The following is a 20,200-nucleotide window of genomic DNA, read 5'->3' on the forward strand; positions in this document are numbered from 1 at the left end:
ATCTTGTTCTTCAATGTCTCACGACGGCGCCGGCGAAGGCCGTCCCGCCCGCACGGGCACGCGGATGGTGACCGTCCCCGCCGTGGGGAAGCGGAAGGTGACGGGGATCGTCGTGTTGCCGAGCTGCCGGTCCATGCCCACCAGTTCCAGGTACGGCCGGCCGTTCCCCTTCTGCAGGGACAGCTCCCCCTTCGGCGGGACGACCACCCGCATGCGCTCCACCGGCGCCGCCGAGCCCGAGCGGTAGACGACCTTCTTGGCCTCCACCGTGCTCACCGCGTCCAGGACCTGCTCGACGGCCGCGTCGTTGAACAACGTCAGGTAGAGCGGCAGCGTGCCGCCGGGCTTCTGCTCGTCCATGGGCGGCGCCTCGATGTTGACGTGCACGAGCCGGACCGGGCCGACCTGGCCGTCGGTCTGGTTGGTACGCCACCAGTCGGGCTGGTTGCCCGAGGAACAGGCGGTGGCCAGCAGCAAGGTGGTGCAGATCAGGACGATTCTCATGGCTTTCCTCCCGGGGGGAGGTTCAGACGGCGTCGCGTTCGATCGGGCAGGTCATGCAGTGGGCGCCGCCGCGGCCCTTGCCGAGTTCGAAGCCCTCGATCTCGATGACGTCGACCCCGTGCTCGCGCAGCTTGCGGTTGGTGAACTGGTTCTTGTGGTAGCCGACCACGACCCCGGGCGCGAGGGCGAAGAAGTTGTTGCCCGAGTCCCACTGCTCGCGGGCCTGCTGATAGTCGTCGCCGCCGGTCGGGATCACCTCCAGCCGGCCGATCCCGAGCGACTCCTCCAGAGCGCCCACGAAGGAGGCGTCGCGGCGCACGTCCAGCGTGCCCGGCTTGTCGCCGGGGCGCAGCGAGTACGTGGTGGCGGTCTCCAGGAACGGCGGATAGGCGGTGGCCTTGTCGGCGTCCAGGAAGGTGAAGACGGTGTCGAGATGCATGTAGGAGCGGCGCTTGGGGATGTTGACCGCGATCACCCGCTCGGCGGCGCCCGCCGCGAACAGCGACAGCGCGATGTGCTCGACGGTGCGGGCGGTGGTGCGCTCGGACAGGCCGATGGCCACGGTCTTGTTGCCGATGGGCATCATGTCGCCGCCCTCCATGGCGGCGGTGCCGTAGTCCTCCTCGTGGAAGCGGTCGTCCTCGCCCGCGTCCGGATACCAGAAGGCGAAGCGCTCCTCGGTGAACATCGGGTGGTAGTGGTAGATCGTCGACTGGTTCATCGTCTCCAGCAGGCGGGCGTGGTAGTACATCGGGTTCAGCGAGACGCCGCCGTACAACCAGGCCGAGGGGTCGCGCTGGTACAACGAGTTCGGCAGCGGCGGCAGGATGAACTCCCCCGGCCGCGCCGCGGCGGCCACCAGTGACTTCTCGTCCAGGGCGGCGGTGCCGTACTCCTGCTTGGTGAGGCCGCCGATGAGATGGGTGGCCAGCTTCTCGCCGCTCCACCCGGCCAGCGTCTCGCGGATGGTGTCGACCAGGGCCGGGCCGACGGTCAGGTGGGTGACGGCCTGCTCGATGGCGTGCTGCTTGGCGTCGAAGCGCGACTCCAGCGCCTCGGCCAGCAGCCGCTGGTGGTCGTAGACCTCGATGCCGCGCCCGCGCATCATCGCCACGAAGGCGTCGTGCTCGCGCTGCGCCTGCTCGACCCAGAGGATGTCGTCGAACAGCAGCCGGTCGTTGTTGGCCGGGGTGAGGCGTTTCATGCTCAGCTCCGGACGGTGCACGATGACCTTGCGCAGCATCCCGACCTCGGAATGCACACCCAGCGTCATGGCTTCCTCCTTCTCAGATGGTGATCCAGCCCGCGGCCAGGCCGATGACGCCGATGACCGCCCCGGCGGCGACCAGGACGAACAACAGCAGCTCGGGCAGCGTGAACGCGCGCCGGCCCCGCTCGCGCCTGGTCATGACGAACAGGATCGTGCCGGGGGCGTAGATGATGCACGACAGCAGCAGGAACTCCAGCCCCGCGGCGAAGATCAGGAAGGCGGTGTAGACGACCGCCAGCGCCGACACGGCCACCTGCCTGGCGGTGCCGCGCAGCTTGAGCGCGTAGCCGGCGGCGAGCAGGTACGGCACCAGCGAGAGCGAACTGCACAGCTTCAGCGTGAACGTGAACGCGTCGTCCGACCACAGGGTGACCGCCAGCACCGCGGTGATCAGGATGCCGGTCATGACCAGGGCGGCCACCGGGGCGCCGTGCCGGTTCTCCCGCCGCAGGAAGCGCGGCATGTCGTCGTCCCTGGCCGCCACGAACAGCACCTCGGCGGCCATCAGCGTCCAGGCCAGGTACGCGCCGAGCACCGAGACGATCAGGCCGGCGCTGATGAACACCGAACCCCAGTGGCCCACGACCGACTCCATCACCCCGGCCATGGACGGCTGGCGGATCTGGGCCAGTTCGCCTTGGGGCAGCACGCCGTACGAGAAGATCGACACCGCGGCGAACAGCGCGAGCACGCTGACGAAGCCCAGCACGGTGGCCCGCCCGACGTCCTCGCGGCGGCGCGCGTAGCGGGAGTAGACGCTGGCGCCCTCGACGCCGAGGAAGACGAACACGGTCACCAGCATGGTCGCCTTGACCTGGTCGAACAGGCCGCCGGACGTGCCCCAGAAGTTCGCCGAGAAGGTGCCGGACTTCAGGGCGATGGCGACGATCACGATGAACAGCACGATCGGCACGAGCTTGGCGACGGTGACGATCCGGTTGATCGCGGCCGCCTCGCGCACCCCGCGCACGATCATGAAGTGGAACGCCCACACGCCCACCGCGCTGATGACCACGGCCAGGATCGTGTCGCCCTCACCGAAGCCGGGGATGGCCGCGCCCAGCGTGGACTTGATCAGCACCCAGTAGGAGACGTTGCCCACGCAGGCGCTGGCCCAGTAGCCGAACGCCGACAGGAACCCCGGGAACTCGCCGAACCCGGCCTTGGCGTAGGCGTACACGCCGGCGTTCAGGTCGGGCTTGCGTACGGCCAGCGCCTGGAAGACGAAGGCCAGCATGAGCATGCCGACCCCGGCCACCGCCCACGCGATGAGCGCCCCGAACACCCCGGTGGCCTGCGCGAAGTTGCGCGGCAGCGAGAAGACGCCGGCGCCGACCATCGAGCCGACCACCATCGCGGTCAGCGTCGGCAGCGACAGCTTCTGGGACGCCGCCTGTGTCTCCGTGGCCGTCATCGCCCACCCCCGTCCACCTGGGGGTCATTCCTCCACAACAGTTGACGTAGTCCGACAAATCACGGTCTTTGCCCAAGCTTGCCGGTCAGCGGGTGATCTTGAGCGTGAGGTAGTCGTACTCGCCCTCGCCCGCCCGCTTGAACGCCTTGTCGCCGTTCAGGTCGATGAAGGCGGCCAGGTACAGCGTCCCGCTGAACTCGGCCAGCGGCGTGTCCGTCCCGTCGCGGAAGATCTTGGCGACGAACACCTTGTCCTGGGTGGGCGACTGCGCGGCGACCCGGTTGCCGACCAGGTAGTTGTGGCCGTCGTTGTTGTTCAGGTAGAGCGTGCCCGAGCCGTACTCGTAGTCGGCCACGCCGGTGCCGGGGCGGAAGCACGGATGGCTGTCGACCTTGGCCCCGTCCTCGATGGAGAAGACCGACTTGCCGGTCCACGCGCAGACCTGCAGCGCCCGCCCCTCGGCGAGCTTCGGGAAGCGCAGCTCGAACGGCGCCGCCCTGAGCTGGGCCACGGTCACCGGGGCGTCGAGGTCGTCGAGCGACAGGGCCACCGGCTTGTCGTCCTGCCAGACCTCCAGGCCCAGCCGGGGCGAACGGGTCACGTCGCCGACCGGCGCCTGGCTGGGGCTGTTGACCGGGGTGGTGGTGGTCACCGGGGTGCCCTTGGCGTCCGGCCTGGTGGCGACGTAGACCGCCGTCGCCGACCCTAGCACGAGCACCGCCGCCACCGCCGCGCCGACCGTCACACGGGCCACCCTGTTGCCCGGCCTGGTCTGGTTGGCCGGCCGGGGCGGCAGCGAGGGTGTACCCAGCACCGGCATCGGCGGGGGCGGTCCCTGCCTCGGCGGTTGCGAGGATGGGCCGTATCCCGGCCTGGGTGGAGGCGGGCCGCCCGCGATCGGCTGGGCGCGGGGCGGCGGTGGCGGTGGCGTTCCGCCCGGCGCCTGCTCCATCAGCCCGAACAGCACCTGCCTGGCCGACGGCCGCCGCGCCGGGTCCTTCTCCAGGCACGCGGCCACGAACCCGCGCAGCCGCCCGTCCATCCGCCCCAGGTCGGGCTGGGCGTTGAGGATCCGGTTGATGACCACGGGCAGCGTCTCGTCACCGAACGGCGGCCGGCCGTTGGCCGCGTACGCCATCGTGCACGCCCACGCGAACATGTCCATCGGCGGCCCGGCCGGATGCCCGGACAGCTGCTCGGGCGCCATGTAGGCGGGGGTGCCGACGGCGGAGCTGACGGTCGCGGAGGTGGCGTCCATGGGCCGGGCGATGCCGAAGTCGATGACCCGCGGGCCGTCGGCGGCCAGCAGCACGTTCGCCGGCTTGAAGTCGCGGTGCACGACGCCCGCCGCGTGGATGGCGCCGAGCGCGGTGGCGGTCGCGACGGCCAGCCGGTCGAGGTCGGCGCCCGCCATGACGCCGCGCCCGCGGATCACCTCCTGCAGGGAGGGGCCGTCGATGTACTCGCTGATCACGTACGGCGGGTCGGCGTCGGGGTCGGCCGCCAGCACGCGGGCTGTGCAGAAGGAGGCGACCCGCCGCAGGGCGTTCAGTTCGCGTTGCAGGTAGCGCCTGGCCTCACCGTCCTCGGTGAGGCGGGCGTGCAGCACCTTGACCGCCGCCGGCGAGCCGTCAGCGGCGGCGCCGAGGTACACCGTGCCCTGGCCGCCCTCTCCCAGCCTGCCGCGCAGCGCGTACCCGCGTACTTCTCGGGGATCGGACGAGCGAAGCGGTCGTACCTGCATCAAGCACCCTCAGGATCTCGGTGGCCGCACCACCCCCGACGATACTGACTCGATCTACTGACTCAATCTACTGGCTCAATCTACTGGCTCAACCTGTACGGCCTTGTCCGGATATCTCCGGACGCGTTCCCCCGCAGCCGGAGCGTCGCCGATCGTCGGTCTGACGAAAGGAGCGCAACGTGCTGGCAACTGCCCGTACACGACGGTGGACCTCGGTGATCGCCGCGGCACTGGCCCTGGTTCTGGCGTATCCCACCGGCGCGCAGGCGGCGGTGGGCGATATCGGCTTCGTGCGGACGATCTCCTCCCACGTCCCCGGAGCCGTGCACATCGGCCCGGTCAACCCGCTCGACTGGGCGGCCGCGGCGACGATGCGCGCCAACGGCGACACCGTCTACGTCGTGGCCGGCGGCGACGGAGGGTCGGGCACGGCGATGCCCGCCATCTCCTCCTTCCGCCGGGCCGCCGACGACACGCTGACCCTCACCGGCTGCATGGGCGGTCTCACGGGCTGCCGCCCCACGAAGGTGGGCGACGTGGTGCTGCCCGGCCGCCTGTACGCCGCCAGTTCGGTGGTGTCCGCCGGCTCCCACGTGTACGCCGCCACGCCCGCCGCCGTGGTCGGCTTCAGGACCACGGCGAGCGGCGACCTCGACACCGGCTTCTGCGTCTGGGACGACAACTGCGGCGGCGTCTCGGCCCTGCCCGGACTCGCCCCCTGGGCCACCTCGAACCACGCCATGGCCGTGACCGCCGACGGCCGCGACCTGTACATGCACGCGGCGGGCGGTTCCAAGGGAGCCGTCTACCACCTGCGCCGCGACAACGCCACCGGCCGCCTGGCCTTCCACGGCTGCGTCGGGGAGGCGATGCCGGGATGCGCCCCGATCGGCCGCACCGGCGTCCTGAAGTCCCCGGGCGACGCCGTGCTCAGCGCCGACGGCCGCAGCCTCTACGTCGTCGGCAGCGACCCCGGCTCGGTGACGCACTTGCGCCGTGACCTCGCCACCGGCTCGCTCGCCGAGGTGGGGTGCATCTCCGAGACGGGCACCGGCGGCTGCAACGTTCCCGCCACCCACGGCCTGTACCGCGCTACCCGGGCCGCGATCACCCCGGCCGGCGACAGCCTGTACGTCTCGGGGCCCGGCGGCGTCACCCACCTGCGCCGCAACACCGTCAGCGGGGACCTCGCCCACCACGGCTGCATCGGGTACGCCACCGGCTGCCGGGGCGACGGGCCCCGGGGGACGTACATGGACGTGGCGGTGGCGCCGGACGGCGCGAGCGTCTACGGCAACGCCCAGGACGCGGGCTACGCGTGGGGCGCCGTCACCCACCTGCGCCGCTCACCCAACGGCGACCTGACCTACGCCGGATGCGTCGGAGAGGGCCTGCCGGCGATGTGCCGGCAGATCGGGCCGACAGGCGTGATGAACCACGCCGGCCCGCTCCTCGCCCCCGGCTCACGCGTGCTCTACAGCCTGGGCGTGCACTGGCGCGGGGCCATCACCCAGTTCGCGCGCCAGACCTCGTAGGCACGGCGTAGCCCCGCCCCAAGCCGGGGGCGGGGCTACGGCAACGCTCTACCAGCCGCGCTCGGCCAGGCGGTGCGGCTGCGGGATCTCGTCGACGTTGATGCCGACCATGGCCTCGCCAAGCCCGCGCGAGACCTTGGCCACGACGTCGGGGTCGTCGAAGAAGGTGGTGGCCTTCACGATGGCGGCGGCGCGCTTGGCCGGGTCGCCGGACTTGAAGATGCCCGAGCCCACGAAGACGCCCTCGGCGCCGAGCTGCATCATCATGGCGGCGTCTGCCGGGGTCGCGATGCCGCCGGCGGTGAAGAGCACGACGGGGAGTTTGCCGGTCTTGGCGACCTCGGCGACGAGCTCGTAGGGGGCCTGCAGTTCCTTGGCCGCCACGTAAAGCTCGTCCTCGGGCAGCGTGGTCAGCCGCCGGAGCTCGCCGCGGATGGTGCGCATGTGGGTGACGGCGTTGGAGACGTCGCCGGTGCCGGCCTCGCCCTTGGAGCGGATCATGGCCGCGCCCTCGGTGATGCGGCGCATGGCCTCGCCGAGGTTGGTGGCGCCGCACACGAACGGGACCGTGAAGCGGAACTTGTCGATGTGGTTGGCGTAGTCGGCCGGGGTCAGGACCTCCGACTCGTCGACGTAGTCCACGCCGAGCGCCTGGAGGAGCTGCGCCTCCACGAAGTGGCCGATGCGGGCCTTGGCCATCACGGGAATCGAGACGGCGCTGATGATGCCCTCGATCATGTCGGGGTCGCTCATCCGGGAGACGCCGCCCTGCGCGCGGATGTCGGCGGGCACGCGCTCGAGGGCCATCACGGCGACGGCGCCGGCGTCCTCGGCGATCTTCGCCTGCTCAGGGGTGACGACGTCCATGATGACGCCGCCCTTGAGCATCTCGGCCATGCCACGCTTGACGCGGGCGGTTCCGGTGACGGCAGTGGTTTCTGGCGTGCTGCTGGACACGGTCTTCCTCACGGGCTCTCTCGGCTGGTCCGCCTGCGCGAACACATACGGGCTCTCGGACGGGTCGCGCCCCGGCGCACCCGCCTGGGCGAACGGTAAGCTATCAAGCCCATCGTAGGTCCTGGAGCGCCCCTCCCCCGACATGCCACCATGTCAGGATTTGTCCGCTCTTTTGTACGGCCCGCCCAAATGTCGGCAGGCGGTCAGGGAGTGACGGGCTTGCGGCTGGCCAGCGCGATCCACACCTGACCCGGCGCGAAGTTCATCGGCTCACCCTCCGCAGTGGTGAACGTCGTGCCCGACTCCTCCGATTCCCGCTCCCACTTGGCCTTGTACGCCTTGCCGTCCCGCAGCACGATCGCCGAACCCTTGCCGGTGCTGTGCACGAGCGGCGTGTAGCTCTGGTTCTTGTCGTGGAACTGCGACCGGACCGTCTTGGTGTACTGGATCACGATGGTCGGCGCGCTCAGCTGCCCGCCCTCGGCCGCCATGTCCTTCTTGCCGTCCTGCCAGATCATCCACTGCTTCTTGGCGTCGGACCAGTTGAAGGTGAAGCGCGCAGCCGGCCAGCGCACCGTCCACGACGTCTTGTCCACGCCGCCCTCGGCCGGGGCGTCGCCGAAGGTGAAGCCGATGTCCTTGGCCTTGGACGCCTTGGGCGCGGCCGACAGCAGCTTCTTGGTGTTGGCGAACAGGTTGTAGGGGGCGAAGCGGCCCGGCTGGCGGAAGTAGGCGCCGCCGTTCCTGGTGTCGCCGACGTCGAACAGGGACGCCTCGGCGATCAGCGGCAGCATCTTGGTCTGCGCGCCGGAGTAGGCGAAGGCGGGCTTGCCGAACTGCGGCGCGATGTGCAGGTCGGAGATGCGGGCACTGCGCACGGGACCCACCTTGGCCGGGATCTTCGAGGAGAAGATGGCCATGAGCCGGGTCAGCCCCGCCTCCACCTGCTCGACGTAGACGATGTCCGCGCTCTTCAGGCCCATCTGCGGCTTTCCGGCCGCGGTGTTCTCGATCTTGACCGCGAGTACGGGCTTGCGCTTGTCGTCCGGCAGCCCGGTGAACGGGTGACCGGGACCGGCGTCCGGTGTCGCACTGGGGCTGGCCGTGGCCGCCTGTGGCGCCGCGGGAGGGGCGGGCTTTTCCGACGAGCACGCCGCGACCGGCAGCAAGACCGCCGTACCCGCCAGCGTCACGGTGATCATCCGCGGTAGCCGCACCTGTCCACTCCTCCGCCTTTAGCTCCTAGAACGGACGAAGCTTACCGGCGATGAACAAATTCGGTCATTCAGTTGCCATACTCTTCGGCGGATCATCATCAATCTCGAAAAACTGGGGAAAATCGGTGTGACCCGCGAGGCGCAGGGTCTTGGCCAGCCAGCGCTGCTGCGCCGTACGCGTGACTCCGACCGCGTTGTTGTGAAAACGGCGGGAGTAAACCACCTTGGTCACCGCCGCGTCGAGCTCCTCCAGCAGGTCCGCGCCGCCCGGCGCCTCGGCCAGTTTCTCCCGGAAACGGTCCTGGTCCACCACCGCGCGGATCGTGCGCGACAGGTCGCTCTCGGCCCGCTCCCGCTCCTCCGGCCCGGCGATCCTGGCCTCCTGCGCCGCGGTGGCCAGCATGAGCGAGGTGGCCGGGTCGAGGATGCGCGAACCGGCCATCAGCAGCACCGTCGAGCGGCGCTGCAGCAGCGCCGCCTCCAGCGCCTGCCCGGCCAGTTCCAGCCGGATGTGCAGGCGGTCCAGCCGTCCGGCCCGCCAGGAGACGTAGACGGCCGTGAGCACCACGACGATGCCCACGACCAGGATGATCACCGTGGAGGTCACTACGCGTCCTCCTCCACCCGGCCTGCGCCGCCCGCCGTGACCGTCTCGTACACCCGCACCACGTCCCGTGCCACCGTCGACCAGTCGTACTTGCGCACCGCCACCAGCGCCTCGGCGGCCAGCTTGGCCCGCCGTTCCGGGGCCTCCAGCAGCGCCCGCGCCTCCTCGGCCAGCGAGGCCGGGTCGCCGTTCCTGAAGAGCGCGCCCGCCTGGCCCTCGCCCAGCACCCGGCGGAAGGCCGGGATGTCGCTGGCCAGCACGGTCGCCCCCGAGGCCATGGCCTCGGCCAGCACGATGCCGAAGCTCTCCCCGCGGGTGTTGGGCGCGCAGAAGACGTCCACCGAGTGGTAGGCGCGGATCTTGTCGGCCTCGCTCACCATGCCCAGCACCGTCACCCGGTCACGCAGCTCCTTGGGCACCTTGACCTCGCCGGGCCCGGCGATGAGCAGCTTGGCGTCCGGGATCGACTTCAGCGCCTCCAGCAGGATCGGCAGGCCCTTGCGCTCCTCGTCCACCCGCCCGAGGAAGCCGATCGTCGAGCCGTCGGGGCCCCAGCCGTCCAGCGGCTCCGCCTCGGTGTAGCGCGCGACCGTCACCCCGTTGGGAATCAGCACCGTGTCCCCGCCGAACTGCTCCACCAGGCTCTTGCGCGCCGCGTCGGAGACCGCGATGCGCCCGTGGAGCTTCTCCAGCGCGCTGCGCAGCAGCGGCTCGGCCACCGCGATCGCCCGCGAGCGGCTGAAGGAGGCGTGGAACGTGGCCACGATCGGCCCCTTGGCCGCCCAGCAGGCCAGCACCCCGAGGCTCGGGATCAGCGGCTCGTGGATGTGCAGCACGTCGAACCCGCCGTCGCGCACCCACCTGCGCACCCGCGCCGCCGAGATGAACCCGAACGACATCCGCGCCACCGACCCGTTGTAGGGCACCGGGATCGCCCGGCCCGCCCCGGTCACATAGGGCGGCAGCTCGTCGTCGTCGGCGGCCGGCGCGATCACCGACACCTCGTGGTCCTGCGCGATCAGCGCCTGGGCCAGGTCGTCGATGTGCTGCTTGACGCCGCCCGGCATGTCCCACGAGTAAGGGCAGACGATGCCGATTCTCATCGCTCCCGTCACCGCTCCTCGTTCGCGGCGGCTTCCGTCGCGGCCTTCACCGGGGTCAGGTCGTCCAGCCACAGCCGCTGCAGCATGTGCCAGTCCTCCGGGTGCTGCGCGATGCCCTTCTCGAACACGTCCGCCAGCCCCTGCGCGACCGAGGCCACCTTCTCCTGGCGGGTGCCCTCGGCGGGCACCGGCACCTCGGGGTGGATGTCGATGCCCCAGTCGTCGCCGTCGAAGTAGACGATCGCGGGCAGCAGGGCGCATCCGGTCTGCACGGCCAGCAGCGGCGGCCCGGCGGGCACCTTGGTGGTGGCGCCGAAGAAGCGCACCTCGACGCCGCTCTTGGTCAGGTCGCGCTCGGCGGGCAGGCAGACGACCCCGCCCCGCCGTACCCGCGTCGCCAGGGTACCGAAGTTGTGGCCGTCACCGCCCGTGAGCGGCAGCACCTCCATGCCCAGTCCCTCACGGAAGGCCACATAGCGGCGGAACAGCGACTCGGGCTTGAGTCGCTCGGCCACGGTCGTGAACGGATGCCCGACCCCGACCAGCCACGCGCCCGCCTGGTCCCAGTTGCCCATGTGCGGCAGCGCGAGCACGACGCCGCGCCCGGCGGCCACGTTGTCGTGGACGTGCTCGGCGCCGGTCACGTGGGTACGCCTGACCACCTCGGCACGGTCCATCTTCGGGAGCCGGAAGATCTCGTGGAAGTAGCGGAAGTAGGAGCGCATGCCCTGTCGGGTGAGCTCGCCCAGCTCCGCGCCGCCGACGGGCAGGCCGGTGACCCGGCTCAGGTTCGACTCCAGGCGGCGCACCGACTTGCCGCGCTTGCGCCACACCCGGTCGGCCGCAAGGCGGAAGGCCGCCGCCGTCGGCTTCTGCGGCAGGTACGGCACCAGCGTCCACCCCGCGGCGAACCCGGCGGCGACCGCCCGGTCGGCGACGGACGTCTTCTCGCTCATGACACCCCCGACTGTCGGTAGACGTGGACGACCCGCTGCACCACGGTGATCGCGCTGGCCACGGCCAGCACCCACATGCCGATCGCCAGCACATGGGGAACGAACCAGAAGCACGCGGCCACCAGACCGACGACCAGCCGCTCCGGCCGCTCGGCGAGGCCGACGTCGCACTCGATGCCGAGCCCCTCAGCCCGCGCCTTGGCGTAGGACACCAGCACGCCGGCGACCACGTTGAACAACGTGACCGCCACCATGGTGATATTGCCCTCAATCGCGAAATAGAGCGTCAAACCACCGAAAATGGCCGCGTCGGCCACCCGGTCGAGCGTGGAGTCGAGGAAGGCCCCCCACTTCGTGCCGCCGCTGCCGCCCAGGCGCGCCACCACGCCGTCGAGCAGGTCGAACAGCACGAACACGGTGATCACCAGGGCGCCCACGGTGAGCATGCCCATCGGGAAGAAGAACAGGGCCGACACCACGGTGCCGAACGTGCCGATCGCGGTGACGGCGTCAGGGCCGATCCCGCGGCGGACGAGGGCCCTGCCCAGCGGGGTGAGGATCCGGGTCATGGCCGGGCGCAGGAGTTTCAGCATCGCGCTCCGATCGTAGGCCATAAGAGCCCGCTGGACTTTCTTTGCCTCACCCCCCTTGTGATATTCGCCACAGGGGTATTTGGTGAACACACCGCGTCCATGCGGTTTCTGAACCCTTCCGCGCGGGCGCGGCGTTGGAACCCCCACCCAACGACGCGGGAGGCAATGTGGCAGAAAAGAATCCCGGCGGCCATGCGGGAGCCGCGGGCAGGGCACCCACGGCCGACAGTGCGGATGCCATACGCAATGTCGTGCTGGTCGGCCATTCAGGAGCGGGCAAGACGACCCTGGTCGAGCACTTGCTGGCGGCCACGGGCACCATCCAGCGCACCGGCCGGGTCGAGGACGGCAACACGGTCACCGACTTCGACGAGGTCGAGGTACGCCAGCAACGTTCGGTGAACCTCGCACTGGCGCCCCTGGTCTACAACGACATCAAGATCAACCTTCTGGACACCCCCGGATACGCCGACTTCGTCGGGGACCTGCGCGCCGGGTTGCGCGCCGCCGACGCGGCCTTGTTCGTGGTCTCGGCCTCCGAGGGCGTCGACGGCCTGACGCAGATGCTCTGGGAGGAGTGCGCCCAGGTCGGGATGCCGAGAGCGGTGGTCATCACCAAGATCGACCATCAGCGGGCCGACTTCGACGAGGTCCTGGCCACCTGTCAGGACGTCTTCGGCGACGGCGTGGCCCCCCTCTACCTGCCCGTCATCACCAACGGGCACGTCAACGGACTCATCGGGCTGCTGTCGCAGAAGTTCTTCAACTACGCCACCGGGAACCGCTCGGAGAAGGAACCGGGCCCGGAGTACGAGACACAGATCGCCGAGCACCGCGACTCGCTCATCGAGGGCATCATCCAGGAGAGCGAAGACGAGTCGCTCATGGAGCGCTACCTCGAAGGCGAGCCGATCGACACCAAGGTCCTCATCGAGGACCTGGAGAAGGCGGTCGCCCGCGGCAGCTTCTACCCGGTCCTGTGCTCGGGGACCGGCGTCGGCGCCGTCGAGGTCCTGGAGATCATCACCCAGGGCTTCCCCGCGCCGGCCGAGCACCCGATGCCCGAGATCACCACCCTCGACGGCAAGCAGGTCAGGGACATCACCTGCAACGCCGACGGCCCGCTGGTGGCCGAAGTGGTCAAAACCACCTCCGACCCCTACGTGGGCCGCATCAGCCTCGTCCGCGTCTTCTCCGGCACCCTGCGCCCGGACATGACCGTCCACGTCTCCGGCCACGGCCTGGCCGAGCGCGGGCACGAGGACCACGACGTCGACGAGCGCATCGGCACGCTCACCTCACCGCTGGGCAAACAGCAGCGCGGCGTGGCCAAGGGCGTCGCGGGAGACATCGTCGCGGTCGCCAAGCTGTCGCGCGCCGAGACCGGCGACACGCTCTCCGACGTCGACAACCCGCTGCTCATGACGTCCTGGACGATGCCCGACCCGCTGCTGCCCGTCGCCATCCAGGCCAAGTCCAAGGCCGACGAGGACAAGCTCTCGCAGGCGCTGGGCCGCCTGGTCGCCGAGGACCCGACGCTGAGACTGGAGAACAACGCCGAGACCCGCCAGCTCGTCCTGTGGTGCATGGGAGAGGCCCACACCGACGTGCTGCTCGACCGCCTCGCCAAGCGGCACGGCGTCGAGGTCGAACGGATAGAACTACGCGTGCCGCTGCGCGAGACCTTCGGCGGCGAGTGCAAGGCCATGGGCCGCAACGTCAAGCAGACCGGCGGCCACGGCCAGTACGCCATCTGCCACCTGCAGGTCGAGCCCCTGCCCTCCGGCGGGGGTTTCGAGTTCGTGGACAAGATCGTGGGCGGCGTGGTGCCCAGGCAGTTCATCCCCTCCGTCGAGAAGGGCGTGCGGGCCCAGATGGAGCGGGGCGTCGTGGCCGGGTACCCGATGGTCGACGTCCGCGTCACCCTCTACGACGGCAAGGCGCACTCGGTCGACTCCTCCGACATGGCCTTCCAGATCGCCGGGCAGCTGGCGCTCAAGGAGGCCGCGACGAAGGTGCCGACCCTCCTGCTCGAACCCGTCGACGAGCTCGCGGTCCTGGTGGCCGACGACTACGTCGGCTCCGTCATGTCCGATCTGTCGTCGCGGCGCGGCAGAGTGCTCGGCACCGAACCCGTGGGCACCGGCCGCACCCTGGTCAAGGCGGAGGTTCCCGAACTCGAACTCGTCCGCTACGCCATCGACCTGCGGTCGATGTCCCATGGCACCGGCATGTTCACGCGCACCTTCCTGCGCTATGAGCCGCTGCCGTCGCACCTGGCGGGCAAACTGGCCGCCGCCGAGTGAGGCTCGGTGTGTCTGTTGGTACGGCCGGCCGTACGTCACCTGCGGCACGGCCGTACCAACAGTCACACAATCATCACGAATCCATTTCGTTTTTTGGGCCAAAGCACGTCAGTGGCGATGCCAGACTGAGGAACCATGCGAACCGGACGACCTCTGTTTGCCGCCGTCACGATCGCCGTCGTCACCGCCGGCGCCGCCTACGCCCTTGGGCCGGGGACCGCGGAGAAGACCGCCAGTGGCGCGGCGAAGAAGGCCACCACGGCCGCCGCACCCGCCGATTGCACGCCTGACGCGCGCTATCCCAAGCGGCAGTTGCGGGGCGTCTGGATCGCCACCGTGCGCAACATCGACTGGCCCTCGCGCACCGGGCTGAGCCCGGACCGGCAGAAGGCCGAGTACGTGAAGATTCTCGACGCGGCGGCCAAGCGGCGGCTCAACGCGGTCTTCGTCCAGGTCCGCCCGGCTTCCGACGCGCTCTACAAGTCCTCGCTGGAGCCGTGGTCGCAATATCTGACCGGCACCGCGGGCAAGGACCCGGGCTGGGACCCGCTGCCGTTCCTCATCGACGAGGCGCGCAAGCGGGGCATGGAGTTCCACGCCTGGTTCAACCCCTACCGCGCCTCCTACGACGCCAACGCGGCCAAGCTTCCGGCCGGCCACCCGGCGCGCGTGCACCCCGACTGGATCGTCAAGTACGGCGACCGCCTCTACTACAACCCGGGCCTGCCCCAGGTGCGCGAGCACGTGACCAGGGTCATCACCGACGTGGTCAAGCGCTACGACGTGGACGGGGTCCACTTCGACGACTACTTCTACCCGTATCCGGGCGAGGGCGGCACGTTCAACGACAAGGCCGCCTTCGCGAAGTACCGTTCGGGCAAGAGCCTGGCCGACTGGCGGCGTGACAACGTCAACAAGCTCATCGCCCAGGTCGACAAGGCGGTGCACGAGACCAGGTCGTCGGTGAAGTTCGGCATCAGCCCGTTCGGCATCTGGCGCAACAAGGCGCAGGACCCGACCGGCTCCGCCACTTCCGGCATGTCGGCCTATGACTCGATTTATGCGGACGCGCGACACTGGATCAAGAACGGCACGGTCGACTACGTGATGCCGCAGCTCTACTGGCCGCGCGGGCTCAAGGTCGCCGACTACAAGGCGCTGGCCCCCTGGTGGGCCAAGGAGGTCAAGGGCACCGGCGTCGACCTCTACATCGGCCAGGCCCTCTACCGCGTCGGCTCCAAGGACGACAAGGCCTGGACCAGGCCCGGCGAGTTGTCGGCCCACCTCACGCTCAACCGCAAGCACCCCCAGATCGACGGCGACGTCTACTTCAGCGCCAAGCAGTTCCTGACCAACCCGCTGAAGGCCATCGACAAGGTCGCCGCCGACCACTACGCGCGCCCCGCCCTGCTGCCCCTCATCAAGGAGCGCGGCGGCGAGGCCCCGGCCAAGCCCGCCGGAGTCAAGGCGAGCGGCGGCACCCTGACCTGGACCGCCTCGCCCGGCGCCCGTGCCTACGCGGTCTACCGGGTCCCGGACAAGGGCGAGGCCTGCCAGGGCGCCGATGCCCGCAGCCTGGCCGCGGTCGTCACCGTCCCGTCCTTCGCGGCGGCGCGGCCGGGCACGTACCTGATCACCTCGCTGGACCGCCTGCACAACGAGTCCAAGCCGGTGAAGGTCACGGTCAACCCGGTCTGACCTCCTCCCGGTCTCGCGGTGAGCCCGCGTGGTCCGGCGATGCGTGAGACTATGTCGTGCCACACACGGGCTCGACCGCGGGAGGACATACGGTGAGGCGGGCGCTGGTCATCGTGACCATGCTGATGGGTCAGCTGCTGCTGGCGGGGGCGCTCGCCCCCGCGGGGCTGGCGGCCCCACCTCCCGCCGCGCGGGTGGCGCTGATCGGGATCCCCGGCCTGCACTGGAACGACATCACCCCGCAGGACACCCCCAATCTGTTCAAGCTCTCCCAGAGCAGCGCTATCGGGTCGATGTCCGTGCGGACCGTGGGCAGCGTCACCTGTCCCTACGACGGCTGGCTGACCGTCTCGGCGGGCATCCGCTCCGCCTCCGGCGGTAGCTGCGGCGCCCCGCCCGTGCCCGAGCAGCGCGGCGCCGGCGCGGTCATCCCCGGCTTCCGCGCCCTCATCGACGTCGGCGAGCAGAAGAACGCCGGCGCGCTGGGCGAGACGCTGAAGAAGGCCGGCGCCTCGACGATCGCGATCGGCCCCGGGGCCGCGCTGGCACTCGCCGACACCACCGGCGCGGTGCCCGTCTACCGCTCCTCGCCGCTGCAGGTGAAGACGGCCGACCTGCAGAGCGCCCAGCTCGTCGCCATGGACGTCGACGACCTCATCCGCCCCTACCTGCCCGGCGGCCGCATCGCGCGGGTGCCCGACCTGCTCAGCGCCGAGGACCGCCGCAACGCCCTCCACCTGGCCGACGCCAAGGCCGAGGCGCTCCTGTCGATCCTCCCGCCCGGCACCACGGTGATGCTGGCGGGCATCTCCGACCACGGCAGCGTCCCGCACCTGCGGGCGGCCATGCTGAGCGAGCCGGGCGCGCAGGGCCGCTCGCTGGGCGCCGCCTCCACCCGGCGCGACGACATCTCGATCCTGCCCGACCTGACCACCACCGTGCTGACCAAGCTGGGCGTGGCCGTACCTGCGACGATCATCGGGCAGCTGTGGGAGACCGGCGCCACGGGCGCGACCCCGCGGCACATGGCCGACGCCGACGAGAGCGCCCAGACCATGCGCTCGGTCAAGGGCCCTTACTTCACGGTCCTGGCCGTGCTGCAGGTCCTGTTCTACGTGCTCGCCTTCCTCCTGCTGCGCCGCCGCAAGGGCCTTCCCTGGGTACGGCTGGCCGCGGTCGCCCTGGCCGCGCTCCCGGTCACCTCGTTCCTGGTCAACCTGCTGCCGTGGTCGTCGCACGTGGAGCTGTTCGGCGGGATGGCCGCCTTCTGGGCGGCGCTGACCGTGCTGGCGCTGGCCGGCCCGTGGCGCCGCCACCCGCTGGGCCCGCTGGCCGTCGTCGCCGGCGCCACGACGCTGACGCTCGCCGGAGACCTGCTGACCGGCACGACACTGCAGCTCAACAGCTTCATGGGCTTCAGCGCCGAGCAGGGCGCCCGCTACTACGGCCTCGGCAACATCCCGTTCGCGCTGCTGGCCACCGGCACGCTGCTGACCACGACCGTGATCGCCCACCGCTTCCCCGGCAGGATCGGGGCCGCCGTCGTGGCGGTACTCGGCGCGTTCGCCATGGTGCTGGGCGGCTCGGGGCTCGGCAGTGACTTCGGCGGCGTCATCGCCTTCGTGCCCGGCATCGCGGTGACCGCCCTGCTCATCCTGGGCAAGCGGATCTCGGTGCTGAAGCTGGCGCTGTTCTGCGTGGCGGGCGGGCTGGCGGTCACGGCCTTCGCGGTCGCCAACTACCTGCGGCCGCCCAGCGAGCAGTCACACCTCGGGCGCTTCGTCGGCCAGGTGCTCAACGGCGAGGCCGTCGAGGTGGTCTGGCGCAAGTTCGAGGCGATGATCAGCACGCTCATCAACCCCAACCTGGTGCCGATCGTGCTGGCCGCGCTGGGATTCCTGATCTACGCGATCCTGCGCCCGGAGAAGGCGTCGGCGGGCGTGGTGCCCGCGGCCTTCACCTACTCGCCCGCGCTGAAGGCCGGGCTGATCGGAACGCTGGTGAGCGGCGTGGTGGGCATGCTGGTCAACGACTCGGGGGCGGCGATCCTGTCGATGGCGCTGGCCATGGCGATCCCGTTGCTGCTGTCGGTGGGCATCGCCGTACTGCCGGGGACCCGCGAGCCCGTGAAGGACCCCGACGAACACCTGGCCACCAGCAGCACCTGAGGCCGGTTTCAGGCGTTCCAGGTGTCGGCGAGCAGTTCGCGGGTGTCGCGCAGCATCTGCGGCAGGACCTTGGTCTGCGCGACGACGGGCATGAAGTTCGTGTCGCCGCCCCACCGGGGCACCACGTGCTGGTGCAGATGGGCGGCGATGCCGGCCCCCGCGACGTGGCCGAGGTTCATGCCGACGTTGAAGCCCTGGGCGCCGCTGGCCTTGCGCAGGGCGCGCAGCGAACGCTGGGTGAAGTCACCGAGCTCCGCCGTCTCGGTCACGTCGAGCTCGTCGTAGTCGGACACGTGCCGGAACGGCACCACCATCAGGTGACCGGAGTTGTAGGGGTAGAGGTTCAGCACCGCGTACACGACGGTGCCGCGGGCCACGATCAGGCCGTCCTCGTCGCTCATCTTGGGAATCTCGCAGAACGGGCAGCCGTCGCCCGGTCCGGAGCCGGACGGCTTGTTCTCGCCCTTGATGTAGGCCATGCGATGGGGGGTCCACAGCCGCTGGAAGTTGTCGGGCTCCCCGGCCCCAGCCTGATCGTGCATAGGTAGCAGCATAGGCCCCCGGCTTACCGGACAACCGAGGCACATATCCGCCACAATCCCCCCATGAGCGAAGTATTAGCGGAACAGACGGAACAGACGGAGCCCACTCCCTCCTCCTCCCCCGCCGTCGTGAAGGGCCGGATCAAGGTCGCCGACGAGGTCGTGGAAAAGGTCGCCGCCCTGGCCGCCCTGGAAGTCCCCGGAGTGGCCGACATGGGCGGCGACCTGGCCAGGGCCTTCGAGTCGGTACGCGACCGGATCGGCATCGGCTCGCGTCGCGGCAACCAGGGCGTCAGCGCCGAGATCCAGGACCGGCAGGTGGCGGTCAACCTGGTGATCGTCGTGGAGTACGGCCACGTGGTCATGGAGGTCGCCGCCGAGGTCAAGACCAACGTGGCCCGCACGGTCGGCCGCATGCTCGGCATGCGCGTCACCGAAGTCAACGTCACTGTCGACGACGTCCGCCTCCCCGGCGAGCCCCGCCCCGCCCCCGACCCGGACCCCGACACTTTTACCTCCTGATCTTTCGCTTTGTTTCCGCCCCGCCCGCCCCGCCAAGCCGCCGTAAGTCCCTCTGTCCCGCCCATCCGTTACGGCAAGCCACCCTGGCGCCTCCCGCCGACCATGGCCGGGCTCTGCCGAACCACGCTCCTCCGGTGATGACGCCGCGCCGCCGTAACGCGGCACGGAACCCCCGGCCGTGGCGAGTCGTCACCCAGAACGTCGAACCCACCTGCGGGGTGGGCGGTCTCGGGTGGTGGGTCTTCGGTGGGCTGGATGCGCGGGGGTGCGCGGGGGTGGGGGTGGGCGTCTAAGGTGTGGGCATGGTTGATCAGCTGGAGCCCATGCCCGAGGACTGGACCCGTGCGCTCGCGATCGTCGCCCACCCCGACGACCTCGAGTACGGGTGTGCGTCAGCCGTCGCCACCTGGACCGACGCCGGCCGTGAGGTCGCGTACGTGATCGTGTCCAGCGGCGAGGCGGGGATCGACTCGATCGAACCGGCCAAGTCGGGGCCGCTGCGCGAGCAGGAGGAGCGGGCCAGCGCGGCCGCGGTCGGGGTGTCCAGCGTGGAGTTCCTGGGCTACCAGGACGGGGTGATCGAGTACGGACTCCCGCTGCGCCGGGACATCGCGGCGGCGATCCGCCGGCATCGTCCGGAGCTGGTGATCACGCTCAACCCCGACGACACCTGGGGCGGCACGATCTGGAACACCCCCGACCACCGGGCCGTCGGCCGTGCGGTCCTGGACGCCGCCGGTGACGCCGGAAATCGATGGATTTTTCCGGACGCCGGTGAGCGCTGGGACGGCGTCCGCTGGGTCGCCATCAACGGCACCCCCGACGCCACCCACGCCGTCGACGTCACCACGGGCCTGGAGCGCGGCGTCGCCTCCCTCATGGAGCACCGCGCCTACATCGAAGCCCTGACCGACGAGGACGTCGAGTCCTACGCCCGCTCGATCGTCGAACGCTTCCCCAAGGAAAGCGCCCCCCAGTTCGGCGACCGCCCCGCCGTCACCTTCCGCCTCTACCCCCGCTAACCACCACCCGGCCGCGCCCCCATTCCCACACACAACCTGCCG

17 protein-coding genes are annotated in these 20,200 nt (G+C 70.3%); 6 read left to right on the top strand and 11 right to left on the bottom strand.

Translation table 11 applies throughout. From position 1 onward, the window contains the following. Positions 1–18 precede the first annotated feature (18 nt). The 4 genes from HNR40_RS15885 to HNR40_RS15900 form a co-directional block, all read right to left on the bottom strand. On the bottom strand, positions 19–504 hold the full coding sequence (locus HNR40_RS15885; RefSeq protein ID WP_184961883.1) for a copper chaperone PCu(A)C domain-containing protein: 486 nt from the start codon (positions 502–504) through the stop codon (positions 19–21). Between the two features lie 22 nt (positions 505–526). Then, positions 527–1,777 (bottom strand): arginine deiminase, encoded by a 1,251-nt coding sequence (locus HNR40_RS15890; RefSeq protein ID WP_184961885.1) that lies wholly within the window; start codon positions 1,775–1,777, stop codon positions 527–529. 13 nt (positions 1,778–1,790) lie between these two features. Then, a complete protein-coding gene (locus tag HNR40_RS15895) occupies positions 1,791–3,188 on the bottom strand; it encodes a basic amino acid/polyamine antiporter (RefSeq protein WP_184961887.1) in 1,398 nt (465 codons plus the stop codon). A gap of 85 nt (positions 3,189–3,273) precedes the next feature. Beyond that, positions 3,274–4,932, bottom strand: a complete 1,659-nt coding sequence (locus tag HNR40_RS15900) for a serine/threonine-protein kinase (RefSeq protein WP_184961889.1) — start codon at positions 4,930–4,932, stop codon at positions 3,274–3,276. Positions 4,933–5,111: 179 nt separating this feature from the next. On the opposite strand from HNR40_RS15900, the gene HNR40_RS15905 reads away from it, so the two are divergent. Next, positions 5,112–6,467: a lactonase family protein gene (locus HNR40_RS15905; RefSeq protein WP_184961891.1), complete on the top strand. Its 1,356-nt coding sequence runs from the start codon at positions 5,112–5,114 to the stop codon at positions 6,465–6,467. A gap of 48 nt (positions 6,468–6,515) precedes the next feature. Here HNR40_RS15905 and pdxS read toward each other — a convergent pair whose 3' ends face one another. The 6 genes from pdxS to pgsA form a co-directional block, all read right to left on the bottom strand. Continuing rightward, a complete protein-coding gene (pdxS, locus tag HNR40_RS15910; protein ID WP_184961893.1) occupies positions 6,516–7,436 on the bottom strand; it encodes a pyridoxal 5'-phosphate synthase lyase subunit PdxS in 921 nt (306 codons plus the stop codon). 191 nt (positions 7,437–7,627) lie between these two features. Further along, positions 7,628–8,641, bottom strand: coding sequence for a DUF3048 domain-containing protein (locus tag HNR40_RS15915; protein ID WP_312896374.1), 1,014 nt, complete (start codon positions 8,639–8,641; stop codon positions 7,628–7,630). 64 nt (positions 8,642–8,705) lie between these two features. After that, positions 8,706–9,248, bottom strand: coding sequence for a hypothetical protein (locus HNR40_RS15920; protein WP_184961895.1), 543 nt, complete (start codon positions 9,246–9,248; stop codon positions 8,706–8,708). Next, complete coding sequence (locus HNR40_RS15925; RefSeq protein WP_184961897.1) at positions 9,248–10,351, bottom strand: glycosyltransferase family 4 protein; 1,104 nt, start codon at positions 10,349–10,351, stop codon at positions 9,248–9,250. The genes HNR40_RS15920 and HNR40_RS15925 overlap by 1 nt, the downstream gene beginning before the upstream one ends. Before the next feature lie 8 nt (positions 10,352–10,359). Continuing rightward, entirely contained in the window at positions 10,360–11,307 is a 948-nt protein-coding gene (locus HNR40_RS15930; protein ID WP_184961899.1) for a phosphatidylinositol mannoside acyltransferase, read from the bottom strand. Beyond that, the gene (pgsA, locus tag HNR40_RS15935) at positions 11,304–11,900 is read right to left on the bottom strand and encodes a phosphatidylinositol phosphate synthase (RefSeq protein ID WP_184961901.1); all 597 of its coding nucleotides are present in this window, start codon (positions 11,898–11,900) and stop codon (positions 11,304–11,306) included. Before pgsA ends, HNR40_RS15930 begins: the two co-directional genes overlap by 4 nt. Positions 11,901–12,067: 167 nt before the next feature. On the opposite strand from pgsA, the gene HNR40_RS15940 reads away from it, so the two are divergent. The 3 genes from HNR40_RS15940 to HNR40_RS15950 all read left to right on the top strand — a co-directional run bounded on the left by HNR40_RS15940 (position 12,068) and on the right by HNR40_RS15950 (position 18,072). After that, positions 12,068–14,206, top strand: a complete 2,139-nt coding sequence (locus tag HNR40_RS15940; RefSeq protein ID WP_184961903.1) for an elongation factor G-like protein EF-G2 — start codon at positions 12,068–12,070, stop codon at positions 14,204–14,206. Positions 14,207–14,341: 135 nt separating this feature from the next. After that, on the top strand, positions 14,342–15,904 hold the full coding sequence (locus tag HNR40_RS15945; protein WP_184961905.1) for a glycoside hydrolase family 10-like protein: 1,563 nt from the start codon (positions 14,342–14,344) through the stop codon (positions 15,902–15,904). Between the two features lie 92 nt (positions 15,905–15,996). Further along, positions 15,997–18,072, top strand: a complete 2,076-nt coding sequence (locus HNR40_RS15950; RefSeq protein WP_312896375.1) for a hypothetical protein — start codon at positions 15,997–15,999, stop codon at positions 18,070–18,072. Between the two features lie 8 nt (positions 18,073–18,080). Here the strand turns inward: HNR40_RS15950 and HNR40_RS15955 are convergent, their stop codons facing one another. Further along, complete coding sequence (locus HNR40_RS15955) at positions 18,081–18,614, bottom strand: HIT family protein (RefSeq protein WP_246509155.1); 534 nt, start codon at positions 18,612–18,614, stop codon at positions 18,081–18,083. A gap of 63 nt (positions 18,615–18,677) precedes the next feature. On the opposite strand from HNR40_RS15955, the gene HNR40_RS15960 reads away from it, so the two are divergent. After that, entirely contained in the window at positions 18,678–19,136 is a 459-nt protein-coding gene (locus HNR40_RS15960; protein ID WP_184961911.1) for an Asp23/Gls24 family envelope stress response protein, read from the top strand. A gap of 302 nt (positions 19,137–19,438) precedes the next feature. Continuing rightward, a complete protein-coding gene (locus HNR40_RS15965; protein ID WP_184961913.1) occupies positions 19,439–20,158 on the top strand; it encodes a PIG-L deacetylase family protein in 720 nt (239 codons plus the stop codon). Positions 20,159–20,200 lie beyond the last annotated feature (42 nt).

It is taken from the genome of Nonomuraea endophytica (assembly GCF_014203235.1).
Classification (GTDB): domain Bacteria; phylum Actinomycetota; class Actinomycetes; order Streptosporangiales; family Streptosporangiaceae; genus Nonomuraea; species Nonomuraea endophytica.

Bases quoted from the DNA above. Each gene is read 5' to 3' on its own strand.
- HNR40_RS15960 (WP_184961911.1), top strand. From the start codon at position 18,678: ATGAGCGAAGTATTAGCGGAACAGACGGAACAGACGGAGCCCACTCCC.
- HNR40_RS15885 (WP_184961883.1), bottom strand. From the start codon at position 504: ATGAGAATCGTCCTGATCTGCACCACCTTGCTGCTGGCCACCGCCTGT.
- pgsA (WP_184961901.1), bottom strand. From the start codon at position 11,900: ATGCTGAAACTCCTGCGCCCGGCCATGACCCGGATCCTCACCCCGCTG.
- HNR40_RS15945 (WP_184961905.1), top strand. From the start codon at position 14,342: ATGCGAACCGGACGACCTCTGTTTGCCGCCGTCACGATCGCCGTCGTC.
- HNR40_RS15965 (WP_184961913.1), top strand. From the start codon at position 19,439: ATGGTTGATCAGCTGGAGCCCATGCCCGAGGACTGGACCCGTGCGCTC.
- HNR40_RS15900 (WP_184961889.1), bottom strand. From the start codon at position 4,932: ATGCAGGTACGACCGCTTCGCTCGTCCGATCCCCGAGAAGTACGCGGG.
- HNR40_RS15955 (WP_246509155.1), bottom strand. From the start codon at position 18,614: ATGCACGATCAGGCTGGGGCCGGGGAGCCCGACAACTTCCAGCGGCTG.
- HNR40_RS15895 (WP_184961887.1), bottom strand. From the start codon at position 3,188: ATGACGGCCACGGAGACACAGGCGGCGTCCCAGAAGCTGTCGCTGCCG.
- HNR40_RS15930 (WP_184961899.1), bottom strand. From the start codon at position 11,307: ATGAGCGAGAAGACGTCCGTCGCCGACCGGGCGGTCGCCGCCGGGTTC.
- HNR40_RS15890 (WP_184961885.1), bottom strand. From the start codon at position 1,777: ATGACGCTGGGTGTGCATTCCGAGGTCGGGATGCTGCGCAAGGTCATC.
- HNR40_RS15925 (WP_184961897.1), bottom strand. From the start codon at position 10,351: ATGAGAATCGGCATCGTCTGCCCTTACTCGTGGGACATGCCGGGCGGC.